Below are 11,736 nucleotides of genomic sequence, written 5' to 3'. Positions count from 1 at the left end.
AAGTCATGAGTTTCACTGAACTGCACGCGTTGCTCCCGCTCGAAGCAAACGGCCTGACCGTCACGTTCGGCTACATCGGCAGCGCCATCGTGCTCCTCGGACTGGCCTACGTCGTCGTCCACGCTATCCGGCGTTATATCAAAGCCCCCAAAGACTGAGCCAGCGGATGCCCGCGCTGCGGATGTTGCTGCGACGGTGCAGAGAACCGGCCGGTTTTGGGGCCGTGGCCACGATGACGCTCCCCGCGATCTGAATCGGGACCAGGTGCTCGCCGGCGATCGTTCAGCCAAGCAGGATGGCCACGACCGGGCTCAACAGTCCCAGGAACGCAATGGTGCTGGCCGGCAGGCGTGCGATGTCGTGGAACCAGGCGACGTAGAGCACGATGCCGGACGCCATGCAGACGGTACCGCGGACCGCGGCCAGGATTCCGACAGCGTCCAGCTTCGCCTGCGATTGAAGCACGATGAGGCTCACACCGAGCGCTCAAGCCGCGCCGCTCACCAGCACGCGCCCGGTCATCCGCTCGTGGAGAACCTTGCTGGCGAGGAATACCACAACGAGCAGCTGCAGGCCACCAACGATGGCGGCCACTCCGCCGGGCAACCGGTACGCCGCGATGAAGAGCAGGGCGAAGAACGCCCCAATGTTGAGCACGCCGAGCACCCAGGACTTCCGCCACACTCGCCGCCCGGGTACTCGCTTCTAAAGGAAATCTGTTATTATCTTGGATAAGAACAAGTATTTGTTAGAACCGAGTGACCGGGGAGTTCTCATCAAGAATCCATATCGTCCCGGAGCGGCGAACACTCCTCTCTTTCTTGCTGGGCGGGAGAGTCAGGAAAGAATCTTGCGGGCGATACTCCGGGGAGCGCCCGAAATCCCGGCCAACTATCGCATCACGGGACTCCGTGGCGTGGGGAAGACCGTGTTGCTCAAGCGCTTCGAAGAAGTCACCAAGGGAGAGCTCAACTGGGCTGTCGGCCGGTTGCAGTTGGAGCCGCGGCACAATCGCGAAGAAGCCATCGTGGCAATTCTCCACGATCTGCTACTGGAGGTTCAGGCCCAGGTTTCACGGACCGAGAGCCTTCGTCAGAAGACGGAGGCCGTCATCAGTGGTGCACGAGCGTTGGCGACAATGACGTTCGAGGACGTCACCGTGTCTCTGGGCGGTTCAGCCAATTCCAAGGAATCCGATCTTGCCTCCGACCTTCTGGATACGGTTCGGATCGCCGTGAAATCCGGAAAGGGAGGACTTGTCCTGATGCTCGACGAGGCGCAAGTACTCGTCGACGACAAGGACCGTGATGGGCAGCATCCACTCTCACTGCTCATTGCCGCAATCAACTCGCTACAGGAACAACAGGTGCCAATTGCACTCGTGCTGTGCGGCCTGCCTACGCTGATTGCGAACCTGCTCCAGGCTCGCACATACAGCGAGCGCATGTTCCGCGGTGAAGAGGTAGGCCGCCTAACGCGCGCCCAGACCCGTGAAGCGTTCCTCCGTCCCCTGGATGGCACAGGCAAAGAAGCCACCGACGATCTCGTGAGCGCCGTCATGGACGACGTAGAAGGATATCCGTATTTCGTGCAGTTGTGGGGTGCCGAGCTCTGGGAGGATGCCATCGACACCTCATCGGACGTCTTGACTGTGGACCTACTGAAAGGCCTTCGCGAGGCGATTTTCAAGCGCTTGGACCACGATTTCTACGCGCCCCGGCTTGACTCGCTCACGCCTGCCGAGCAAGACCTTCTCCTGCTGACCGGAGCCTGCGAGTATCCGCCGTTGCGGACGGCCGACATACACCAGGTCACATCTCGAAAACAGGGAAACGTCAACGTCTTGATGGGCAGGCTGGCCGACCAGGGAGTGGTGTACCGGTTGCAAAAAGGCATCTACGAATACACTGCACCGAAGTTTCACGAGTTTCTGATTCGGCGACGACGAAGCACAACCTGGACGTAATCGCGACGCCGTCCGATCTGCGGAGCGACCGCAGGTAGCGCCGACGCGCAACTAGTTAAGCGACGCTAAGCAGCGGGTAGAGAGTACGCCACGGTTGCTGGAGTGCCGCCCGCGTGAGCGAGCGCAGGGTGAGACGCACCTCGTTGCCGCGACGATGCACGATGACCGCCTCACCGCGCCCGACAACGGCTGACCACTTCCGAGCATGGAAGCGTCGGTCGCTCGCCGCCCAGTCACGAAGTTCAGGTCTGGTCATGATCTCCCAACACGCCAGGTACTCGCCGTTGTGCCACGAGTCGCTCGCCGATCTCGCGGCCAGGAATGAGTGCGGGCGTCATCTGTCGAGTCAAACGCACCGCCTGACGCCGGGAGACCGAGGTTTGCCCTGAGCGCAGCGGGGCGCCTGCCCTAGACTCGGGGTCATGTCGCTCGGTCGCCCATTTCGAGCGCTCTGGGCGGCAAGTGCTTCCTCGAATCTGGCCGACGGAATCGCGTTCATCTCGATGCCGCTCCTGGCGGCATCGCTCACCGACGATCCGCGGCTCGTCGCCGGACTGGCGACCACCTACGCCCTGGTTCGGCTGCTGGTTGCGCTGCCCATCGGGGTCTGGGTCGACCGGATCGACCGGCGCACAATGCTGATCACCACCAACCTCATCCGCGGGCTCGTCGTGATCGCCCTGGCCGTCTCCGTGCACCTGGAAGTTGCAAACCTGTCGCTGCTCTCTGCCGTGTTTGCTGTGATCGGAACGCTGGAGAGCGCGGCGGACAACGCATCCGTTTCGTTGCTGCCTTCGATCGTGCCCGAAGAACAGCTCGATCGCGCTAACGGTCGCATCTCAGCCGCGCAACTGATTGCCGACGAGTTCGCAGGACCGCCGCTCGGCGGACTCCTGTTTGCCGTCGCGGCCGCGGCTCCCATGTACCTCATGGGCGGACTCTGGGCTGCCGCCGGACTTCTCGCACTGGCACTACCGATGCGCCGGATCGGTGATTCACGTTTTGAACTGACGCCGCGCCGGCCCATTTTTCGCGAGGCCATGCAGGGTGCCCGCTGGCTGGCCGGCAACCGCACCGTTGGTGGACTCGGCCTGATCGGCGCCCTCGCGAGCGTGGGCTACATGCTCCCGTTCTCGATCCTCGTTCTGTTCGCTGAGGAGCGGCTACAGCTCGACAGCCTGGGCTACGGGTTGATCCTCGCCATTTCAGCGCTCGGCGGCCTGGTCGGATCATTCACGACCGCGAGGATCCGAGCGTGGGTCGGTTTCCGACGCACAATTATCGCAAGCCTCGTCACGGGCGCTATGTCACTCTTCACGCTCTCAATCACCACGAATGGGATCATCGCCGCAGCGCTGCTCACGGTCTACATCCTCCACGCCGTGGTGTGGGGAATCTGCGCCACCTCGCTGCGACAGCGACTCGTGCCCGACGCGCTCCGCGGCCGCATCAACGCGGCATCTCATATGCTGAGCTTTCTCGGGCTGGCACTCGGCTCTGCCCTCGGCGGCCTGTTGGCCGTCGTCAGCCTGCCGCTTCCGATCGCCGTCGGCGGCGCTGTCTTCGCATGCTGTGCTCTGCTCGCAGCCGTCGTCATCCCCCACAATCCCGCCCAACAAATTGATGGCCGCCGCACCCGATATGGGTAGCCGCTACGCCGATTACCGTAGCAGGGCGCTGGCCAGGCGACGGCGCCCACGAACGGATGCCCACGCCGGGCACACAGGAAGGGCCGACTCTCCGCGAGCCGACCCTTCCTGTCACGCTACTGCCTTTGACGGTGCGGTGAGATCACTCCCACTCGATGGTTCCCGGCGGCTTCGACGTGACGTCGAGCACGACACGGTTTACCCCATCTACCTCGTTAGTGATGCGGTTCGAAATCTTGGCCAGCAGATCGTAGGGCAGGCGAGTCCAGTCAGCGGTCATGGCGTCTTCCGACGACACGGGTCGCAGCACGATGGGGTGACCATAGGTGCGGCCGTCACCCTGCACGCCCACTGACCGCACGTCGGCGAGCAGCACGACCGGGCACTGCCAGATCTCCCGGTCGAGGCCGGCGGCGGTCAGTTCGAAGCGCACGATCGCGTCCGCTTTGCGCAGCAGGTCCAGGCGTTCCTGGGTGATTGAACCGACGATGCGTATGCCCAGGCCGGGGCCGGGAAAAGGCTGGCGCTGCACGATTTCGGCTGGCAGGCCGAGCTCGGCGCCGATCGCGCGCACCTCATCTTTGAACAGGGTGCGCAGCGGTTCGACCAGTTCGAACTTGAGGTCGTCGGGCAGGCCGCCGACGTTGTGATGGCTCTTGATGTTGGCGGTACCGCTGCCGCCGCCGGATTCGACGACATCGGGGTAGAGCGTGCCCTGCACGAGGAAACGGATCGGGTCGCCGTCGATTTCCTTGGCCTCTTCGATCAGTTCGGCCTGGGCCTGCTCAAAGGTACGGATGAACTCGCGGCCGATGATTTTGCGCTTGGTCTCCGGGTCGCTCACGCCTTTCAGAGCATCGAGGAACTGCTCACGCACGTCGACAGTGACCAGGCGGATGCCGGTGGCCTTGACGTAATCCTCTTCAACCTGCCGACGCTCGTCTTCGCGCAGCAGGCCGTGGTCGACGAAAACGCAGACCAGCTGGTCACCGATGGCCTTGTGTACCAAGGCCGCGGCCACGGCGGAGTCGACTCCGCCGGACAGGCCGCAGATGACCTTGCCGGTGCCGACCTGGGCACGAATCTTGGCGACCTGCTCAGCGATGACGTTACCGCTGTTCCAGTCGGGGTTGATGCCCGCGGCGCGGTGCAGAAAGTTCTCCAACACGTGCTGGCCGTTTTCGGAGTGCTTGACCTCCGGGTGCCACTGCACGCCGTAGAGCCGCTTCTTGTCATTGGCGAACGCTGCGACCGGGGTGGAGGTCGACGAGGCCAGCACAGTGAAGCCCGCCGGCGCGGTAGCGACCGAGTCGCCGTGGCTCATCCAGACCGTTTGGCTGTTGGGCTGGTCGGCCAGCAGCACGTTGTCGGCGTTACTGACGACGACCGGGGTCGAGCCGTATTCGCGGGCTCCCGTATGGGCGACGGTACCGCCGAGGGCGGTCGCCATCACCTGAAAGCCATAGCAAATGCCAAGCACGGGCACGCCGAGCTCGAAGATCTCCGCATCGAAGGCGGGCGCGCCGTCGGCGTAGACGCTCGACGGGCCACCACTCAGCACGATTCCACGCGGATTTTTGGCGAGAACTTCGGCAGCGGTGATGGTGTGCGGCACGATCTCCGAATAGACGGATGCCTCACGCACGCGCCGTGCGATCAGCTGCGCGTACTGCGCACCGAAGTCGACCACGAGAACGGGGTGATCCAGCCCTGAGTCGGCGATTGGGACATCCGCTGAAATGGTCATGCCTGGGCCTTCGCCGCCTCGGCAACTGCCGCGGTCTTTTCGGTATTCTCGGCGAGGAAGCGCTTCACCGTGCGAGCAACGGGGACTTCCACGATGAAGGACAGGGTGGGGACGACGCCGCCGAAAGCAATGAGCACGAAGCGCCAAAACGGCCAGCGCATGAGACTCCAGAGGCGGAAGTCGGCGAACAGGTAGAGCACGTAGAACCAGCCGTGCGCGATCAGAATGCCGGTGCTGAGGTTGATCGCGGCCACCGTGTCGGTCGGAACGATCGCGAGGAACCCCTGCGAACCACCCATCTCGATCTCGTGGCCGAAGCCGTACTTGATGACCATTTCGATGCAGAGCAGCAGCAGGAAGACACCGGTGATGGTCGATGACACCTGGTACAGCCGCAGTGCACCGGGAATTCTGGAGATATCGGCGGGCTTGGGTAGACGAGGCATGTGCCTAATTCTACGCGCCAGCAGTGAGGGCTTCGGCGTCTTCAATTTCGCGCTCCAGGGCGTCGCGTACCAGACGGTACCAAAGGAACACGGCGAAGCCGGCGAAGACGACCCACTCGATGGCATAGAAGATGTTCAGCCAGTTCAGCGACTGGTCGACTTCGGGCACCGGGGAATCAATCAGGTCGAGGCCGGCGGCGGCCTCACTGTCGACGATGTAGCCAGAATAGACCGACTCGTCGCTGAAATCGGCCCACAAATTGATCAGAGCGGATGGCGCAACCTTGGTCATTTCCATCGAGTCGCCCTCCGGGTCGGGCAGCTCCGGGGCCTCGCCGGTGAGAAAGCGTCCGGTCAGCGCGACGGGAGCGTTAGCCGGTTCCTTTTCGAGTACCTCGATGACCGATTGGGCGGTGGCCTGGTCTGGAGCCCAGCCGCGCGCGACGGCGATGCTGGCGGCGGCATCCGTTTGAAAATGGCTAACCACCCAGAAGCCATCGATGCCGCCGTTGAGCCGCGTGGTGATGAGCTGCTCGTCACCGGGCACCCAGGAGCCCTTCGTCGTGACCATCTGGCCGGTCGCGATCTGGGTCACCGTGCCGTCGGGCTGCGCCACTTCGGCGAGGGGCTTCACCTGCTCGGTCGCTCGCTCCACCACGACGCCGGACTCGATGGCACGCTCGAGCTGCCAGTGTCCGAGCAGGGCGAACGCCGCGGCGATGCCGAGGGCCAGCAGCAGCGCGAGCACCCAGCGGGGGCGCAGCATCATTCTGATCACGAATAGTCACCTGTGTGGGTTTCTCGCCCGGGTTTGCGTGCCGGTCTGTCGGCGTCATCATCGGGATCTGGGGTGTGCTGGCCGAGCGCGAAATCGGCCATTGAGTCTAAGCGTTTCGCTTCTGTAACCGTATCTTCCGTCGCTTGAGAATTGACCGAGCCACGTTTGGTTGCCCGCCGGGCGTACTCGTCGGCGTCCGCGGCCTGCGCCGCCGTCGCCGCCTCGACGAGCGCGATTTCCTCGCCCCGCATCGGATTGCGCGCTGCCCCCGTAGAAACGGATACCGGCACCCGGCGGCGCAACGCCGACCCGATCTTCTCCGAATTCGCCGCGAACAGCGGGCCAAGGATGGCCATGGAAAGCACGTACAGGCCGGCGAACGGTTGCAGGCGCGGATCGAGCCCGGCCGATACCGACAGGGTCGCCAGAATCAGGGTGAATTCGCCGCGGTTGACGAAGATCGCGGCGGTGTTGAGGGCTTCGCGTGGCCCCATTTTGTGCAGCCACGCCAGCAGTGCGCCCGACAGCAGACTGAGCACAAAGGTCATCCCGATGGCGATGAGCACCACGCCGATCACCGAACCGAACTGGGCGATATCGAGGGCGAGACCAAAGTTGAGAAAGAAGAACGCGGCAAAGATATCGCGCAGGGGCACGGCGACACGTTCGATCTTGGCGCGGTAGCTGCTCGCGCCGAGCACGACGCCGATCAGGAACGCGCCGATGGCATCCGTCACGCCGATGATCTCGCCGATGCCGGCGAACAGCACGACCAGACCGAAGAACAAAATGGTGAACAGTTCGTCATCCTTGGTGCGCATGAGACGCGACACCACCCGGCCACCCCAGCGGGCAAGAGAGAACATGGCGACCAGAAAGAGGAACGCGATGGACAGCTGCAGCACGATCGGCCAGATCTCGGTCTTACCGCTGAGCACGACGGAGACGATGGAGAGGTAGATCGCGATGAAGATGTCACCCACGACGGTCACGCCGAGAATCATCGGTGTCTCTTTATTGGCTAAGCGTCGCAGCTCGATCAGGAGTTTGGTGATGATGGCGCTCGACGAGGTGCCGGTCATGCCAGCGATGACGAGGGCCTCGCGTGGTCCCCAGCCGACCAACAGGCCGAACACGAAGCCCGCTCCCATGTTGATGAGAATCCAGGATCCACCGGAGATGATCAGCGTTTTGGCGTTACCGAAGAACTCTTCCTGGTCGAACTCGAGGCCAAGGCTGAACAAAAGCAGGATCAGGCCGAACACGGCGATGAGCTCGATATCGCCGGACTGAAAGTCGAGGGGGAAGAAGTCGGTGTTGGGGCTCGCGAGCACGCCCACGATCATGTAGATGGGGATGGTGGGGAGCCCGATCACCTTGCCCAAGCGGCCAAGAACGTAGGCGACGACGAGGAGGATGCCGAGAACGAGGAGGTCTTCGCCCAAGTGCATCGCTTACCCCGCTGGTGGAGCGTCGACGGTCTTGGCCTTCACTTCACCGGTACGAAAGAAAGCGAAGGCCTTGACGACTTTTTCCGGCGAGCCGGCGACGACGAGGGTATCACCGGGGAAGACCTTGAAGTCGGCGGCGGGGGCCGGATTAGCGGATTCACCGCGCACGACGGCGACAACAGTGAGACCCGCAATGCCACGGTCGGCCGGATTGCCGAGGGCCTGGCCGGCGATGTGGTCTTCGTAGTCGACGGTGAACCAATCGATGCTGAGGCCAGGGATCTGGTCGAGGGCGCTGAGCGACTCGGTGATCTGGGTGCCGCCGAGCAACTCGGCGAGGGTGTGCGCCTCGTCTTCGTTGAGCCTCAGCGAGACCTTGCTCGCGTCGGGGCCGCCTTCATCATCGGCAAAGGTGATGAGATCGCTGTGGCCGGATCGGTGGGCGATGACGCCGACCTTGCCACCGTCATCTGTGATAAAGGTGTGCAATACACCCACGCCGGGAAGTTTGACCCGCCGAACATCAACCATTGTCATGACTCCTGAGCTATAAGGGCAGTCCCCCTATTCTACCGGAGCCGCTTTTGCTCCAGCGCGGCAGCTGCGCGCGCTAGGTAGTCACCACGATGTCGGGGGCTTCCAGGCGTACCCGGTCGGCGGACTCGTCGTCCGGTTGCTCCTGCGAAGCGCGCTCGGCGGCGACCCGGGTGAGGTAGAACCCGACCTCACGGTCGATACGCTCCTGGTCCCAGCCCAACACGCCGGCCATGAGCACTGCCGCGACCGGTGCGGCCGACACCCCGCGATCCCACGCCTCGATCGAGATGCGGGTACGCCGAGCGAGCACGTCTTCGAGGTGCAGTGCGCCTTCATGCGAGGCCGCGTAGACCACTTCGGCGCCGATGTAGTCGTCGGCGCCGGGCAACGGTTCGGCGAGCGCCGGGGTAGCGCGAATCAGGTCGAGCAGCTCGTCGGTGAGGGTGCCGTACCGGTTGAGCAGGTGTTCGACGCGCACCGTGTGCAGGCCGAACGCCTTGGCGATCTTGCCGCGCTTGTTCCAGGCGGCTTGGTACCCTTCAGCCCCCAGCAGGGGGATGTCCTGGGTCGCCGAAGCAGGAATGCGGCCATCGAGGGCCGAGACCGCAGCGTCCACTGCGTCCTTGGCCATGATGCGGTAGGTGGTCCACTTGCCACCGGCGATCACGACGAGGCCGGGAACGGAGTGTCCGACGAGATGTTCGCGGGAGAGCTTGGAGGTCTGGTCGCTCTCGCCGGCCAGCAGCGGACGGAGACCCGCGTAGACACCCTCGACGTCTTCCCGGGTGAGAGGTACCGTCAAAACCTCATTGATGTGTTCGAGGATGTAATCGATGTCGGCCGCCGTCGCGGCCGGGTGCGCCTTGTCGAGGTACCAGTCGGTGTCGGTCGTGCCGATGAGCCAGTGCCGGCCCCACGGGATAACGAACAGAACGCTCTTCTCTGTGCGCAGCAGCAGTCCCATCGCGCTCTGGAACCGGTCGCGCGGCACCACGAGGTGCACGCCCTTCGACGCCCGCACTTTGAAGGTTCCACGCTCGCCGACCATGCGCTGGGTGTCGTCAGTCCAGACCCCGGTCGCGTTCACGACCTGTTTGGCCCGCACCTCGAAGTGTTCGTCGGTCTGCAGGTCGTGGGCGCGCACGCCGACGACGCGCTCCCCCACCTTGATGAAGCCTTCGACGCGCACCCGGCTGGCCGCGTGGGCACCATAGAACGAGGCGGTGCGCACCAGAGACGAGACGTAGCGGGCGTCGTCGACCTGGGCGTCGTAGTAGGTGATGCCGCCGACCAGGGCGTCGTTAGCGAGACTCGGAATAAGCTTCTGCACCTGACTTTTCGACAGGTGGCGGTGGTGCGGCACGCCCGGCGGGCGCCCGCCGGTGTAGGAGAAGATGTCGTAGAGCAGCATGCCGGCACCGATGTAGAACCGTTCGGTGAAGCGCTTCTTGAGCGGGTACAGAAACCGCACCGGCTTTACCAAGTGCGGCGCGATGCGCTGCAGCAGCAGACCCCGCTCGGTGAGCGCCTCGCGCACCAGACGAAAGTCCAGCTGCTCCAGATAGCGGATGCCGCCATGCACGAGCTTGGACGACCGGCTCGATGTGCCAGACGCCCAGTCCCGCGCCTCCAAAATACCCACGCTCAGACCGCGCGTGACGGCATCGAGGGCGGCCCCGGCACCGACGATACCGCCGCCGACGACAAGAATGTCGAGCTCTTTGTCTTTGAGCTTGGCCAGAGCGGCGCCCCGCTCCTCAGGCCCCAATTTTGTGGAACGGGTGACCGATTTTTGGGAGGCCATTACTACTCCTGTTCAGACTCAGTGTTTAAGACGAGAGGTCAGGGAGGTGCGACGAACACCTGCGATAACAGTGTTGCGGGTAATGCTGAAAGTACGTCTGTCTTCGAAGTTAGTTCACACCGACGCTAGTTCACACCGACGCTAGTTCACACCGACGCTAGTTCACCCGGTACGGCGCGACAACCACTTCAACCCGCTGAAATTCTTTGAGATCGGAGTAACCGGTGGTCGCCATCGACCGACGCAGCGCGCCGATCAGGTTGGCGGTGCCGTCGGCGACTGGAGCCGGACCGTACAGGATCTCTTCGAGCGGGGCCACGGTGCCGACCTCGACGCGCTTGCCGCGCGGCAGCTGCGGGTGGTGCGCCTCGGCGCCCCAGTGGAATCCGCCGCCGGGGGCATCCGTTGCCCGAGCGAGCGCAGTGCCGAGCATGACGGCGTCGGCGCCGCAGGCGATCGCCTTGACAATGTCGCCCGACGTGCCGAGGCCACCGTCGGCGATGACGTGCACATAGCGCCCGCCGGACTCGTCCATGTAGTCGCGGCGCGCTCCGGCGACATCCGCTACGGCGGTGGCCATTGGGGCGTGGATGCCCAGGGTCGCGCGGGTGGTCGACGCGGCTCCCCCGCCGAAACCGACCAGAACGCCCGCGGCGCCGGTGCGCATGAGGTGCAGGGCCGCCGTGTAGGTGGCTGCGCCGCCGACAATGACGGGAACGTCGAGCTCGTAGATGAACTTCTTGAGGTTGAGCGGTTCCTGGTTCTGCGAGACGTGCTCGGCTGAAACCGTCGTACCGCGAATGACGAACAGGTCGACGCCGGCGGCGACGACGGTTTCGTATAGTTCCTGGGTGCGCTGGGGCGAAAGGGCTCCGGCCACGGTGACTCCGCCGGCGCGAACTTCGGCCAGGCGGGCGGTGACGAGCTCGGGCTGAATCGGGGCGGAGTACATCTCCTGCATGCGCGCGGTCGCCTTATCGGCGGGCAGGCTGCGAATTTCGGCGAGCAGCGGCTCGGGGTTCTCGTGCCGGGTCCACAAGCCCTCAAGGTCGAGCACGCCGACGCCGCCGAGCTGGCCCATCATGATGGCCGTGGTCGGCGAGACGACGGAGTCCATCGGGGCGGCCAACACCGGAATGGCGAACTGGTAGGCGTCGATGGTCCAGCCGACCGACACGTCTTCCGGGTCGCGGGTGCGCCGACTGGGCACCACCGCGATGTCGTCGAAGGCGTACACGCGGCGGGCGCGCTTGGAGCGGCCGATCTCGATTTCCATGGTTCCAGTTTAGAGGGAGCCACCGACATCCCCTTTTCAAGCGGATGCTCGGCCCCGGCGCAGGCAGACCGCGCTGGGGCCT

Annotated in this window: 13 protein-coding genes; 3 read left to right on the top strand and 10 right to left on the bottom strand. The window is 64.1% G+C overall.

The features are described from left to right. Positions 1-5 precede the first annotated feature (5 nt). Positions 6-158, top strand: a complete 153-nt coding sequence (locus CXY71_RS21150) for a hypothetical protein (protein WP_158253099.1) — start codon at positions 6-8, stop codon at positions 156-158. Positions 159-282: 124 nt separating this feature from the next. Here CXY71_RS21150 and CXY71_RS14035 read toward each other — a convergent pair whose 3' ends face one another. Beyond that, positions 283-465 carry a hypothetical protein gene (locus CXY71_RS14035; protein ID WP_233204644.1) on the bottom strand — a complete coding sequence of 61 codons (183 nt, stop codon included), beginning with the start codon at positions 463-465 and terminating at the stop codon, positions 283-285. A 21-nt stretch (positions 466-486) separates the two neighbouring features. Continuing rightward, entirely contained in the window at positions 487-684 is a 198-nt protein-coding gene (locus CXY71_RS14030; RefSeq protein WP_104136474.1) for an EamA family transporter, read from the bottom strand. Positions 685-727: 43 nt separating this feature from the next. On the opposite strand from CXY71_RS14030, the gene CXY71_RS14025 reads away from it, so the two are divergent. Further along, on the top strand, positions 728-1,966 hold the full coding sequence (locus CXY71_RS14025; protein WP_158253098.1) for an AAA family ATPase: 1,239 nt from the start codon (positions 728-730) through the stop codon (positions 1,964-1,966). Between the two features lie 55 nt (positions 1,967-2,021). Here the strand turns inward: CXY71_RS14025 and CXY71_RS21495 are convergent, their stop codons facing one another. Then, positions 2,022-2,222 (bottom strand): hypothetical protein, encoded by a 201-nt coding sequence (locus CXY71_RS21495; protein ID WP_199184312.1) that lies wholly within the window; start codon positions 2,220-2,222, stop codon positions 2,022-2,024. Positions 2,223-2,388: 166 nt separating this feature from the next. Between CXY71_RS21495 and CXY71_RS14015 the strand changes: the two genes are divergently transcribed. After that, positions 2,389-3,615, top strand: a complete 1,227-nt coding sequence (locus CXY71_RS14015) for an MFS transporter (protein ID WP_104136470.1) — start codon at positions 2,389-2,391, stop codon at positions 3,613-3,615. A gap of 142 nt (positions 3,616-3,757) precedes the next feature. Here CXY71_RS14015 and guaA read toward each other — a convergent pair whose 3' ends face one another. The 7 genes from guaA to CXY71_RS13980 all read right to left on the bottom strand — a co-directional run bounded on the left by guaA (position 3,758) and on the right by CXY71_RS13980 (position 11,654). Next, a complete protein-coding gene (gene guaA, locus CXY71_RS14010) occupies positions 3,758-5,362 on the bottom strand; it encodes a glutamine-hydrolyzing GMP synthase (protein WP_104136467.1) in 1,605 nt (534 codons plus the stop codon). Next, positions 5,359-5,808, bottom strand: coding sequence for a DUF3817 domain-containing protein (locus CXY71_RS14005; RefSeq protein ID WP_104136464.1), 450 nt, complete (start codon positions 5,806-5,808; stop codon positions 5,359-5,361). The genes guaA and CXY71_RS14005 overlap by 4 nt, the downstream gene beginning before the upstream one ends. A gap of 10 nt (positions 5,809-5,818) precedes the next feature. Next, positions 5,819-6,577, bottom strand: coding sequence for an SURF1 family protein (locus tag CXY71_RS14000; protein WP_233204649.1), 759 nt, complete (start codon positions 6,575-6,577; stop codon positions 5,819-5,821). 5 nt (positions 6,578-6,582) lie between these two features. After that, positions 6,583-8,037: a cation:proton antiporter gene (locus tag CXY71_RS13995; protein ID WP_104136460.1), complete on the bottom strand. Its 1,455-nt coding sequence runs from the start codon at positions 8,035-8,037 to the stop codon at positions 6,583-6,585. 3 nt (positions 8,038-8,040) lie between these two features. Further along, positions 8,041-8,574 carry a cation:proton antiporter regulatory subunit gene (locus CXY71_RS13990; RefSeq protein WP_233198287.1) on the bottom strand — a complete coding sequence of 178 codons (534 nt, stop codon included), beginning with the start codon at positions 8,572-8,574 and terminating at the stop codon, positions 8,041-8,043. A gap of 73 nt (positions 8,575-8,647) precedes the next feature. Beyond that, entirely contained in the window at positions 8,648-10,378 is a 1,731-nt protein-coding gene (locus CXY71_RS13985) for a glycerol-3-phosphate dehydrogenase/oxidase (RefSeq protein ID WP_104136455.1), read from the bottom strand. A 157-nt stretch (positions 10,379-10,535) separates the two neighbouring features. After that, positions 10,536-11,654, bottom strand: coding sequence for a GuaB3 family IMP dehydrogenase-related protein (locus CXY71_RS13980; protein WP_104136452.1), 1,119 nt, complete (start codon positions 11,652-11,654; stop codon positions 10,536-10,538). Positions 11,655-11,736 lie beyond the last annotated feature (82 nt).

It is taken from the genome of Cryobacterium sp. Y62, from assembly GCF_002929785.1.
Lineage (GTDB): Bacteria > Actinomycetota > Actinomycetes > Actinomycetales > Microbacteriaceae > Cryobacterium.
The sequence above is the reverse complement of the archived record's forward strand: the minus strand, read 5'-3'. Positions and strand labels throughout refer to the sequence as shown.

Bases quoted from the DNA above. Each gene is read 5' to 3' on its own strand.
- CXY71_RS21150 (WP_158253099.1), top strand. From the start codon at position 6: ATGAGTTTCACTGAACTGCACGCGTTGCTCCCGCTCGAAGCAAACGGC.
- CXY71_RS21495 (WP_199184312.1), bottom strand. From the start codon at position 2,222: ATGACCAGACCTGAACTTCGTGACTGGGCGGCGAGCGACCGACGCTTC.
- CXY71_RS14015 (WP_104136470.1), top strand. From the start codon at position 2,389: ATGTCGCTCGGTCGCCCATTTCGAGCGCTCTGGGCGGCAAGTGCTTCC.
- guaA (WP_104136467.1), bottom strand. From the start codon at position 5,362: ATGACCATTTCAGCGGATGTCCCAATCGCCGACTCAGGGCTGGATCAC.
- CXY71_RS14005 (WP_104136464.1), bottom strand. From the start codon at position 5,808: ATGCCTCGTCTACCCAAGCCCGCCGATATCTCCAGAATTCCCGGTGCA.
- CXY71_RS14000 (WP_233204649.1), bottom strand. From the start codon at position 6,577: ATGATGCTGCGCCCCCGCTGGGTGCTCGCGCTGCTGCTGGCCCTCGGC.
- CXY71_RS13995 (WP_104136460.1), bottom strand. From the start codon at position 8,037: ATGCACTTGGGCGAAGACCTCCTCGTTCTCGGCATCCTCCTCGTCGTC.
- CXY71_RS13990 (WP_233198287.1), bottom strand. From the start codon at position 8,574: ATGACAATGGTTGATGTTCGGCGGGTCAAACTTCCCGGCGTGGGTGTA.
- CXY71_RS13985 (WP_104136455.1), bottom strand. From the start codon at position 10,378: ATGGCCTCCCAAAAATCGGTCACCCGTTCCACAAAATTGGGGCCTGAG.
- CXY71_RS13980 (WP_104136452.1), bottom strand. From the start codon at position 11,654: ATGGAAATCGAGATCGGCCGCTCCAAGCGCGCCCGCCGCGTGTACGCC.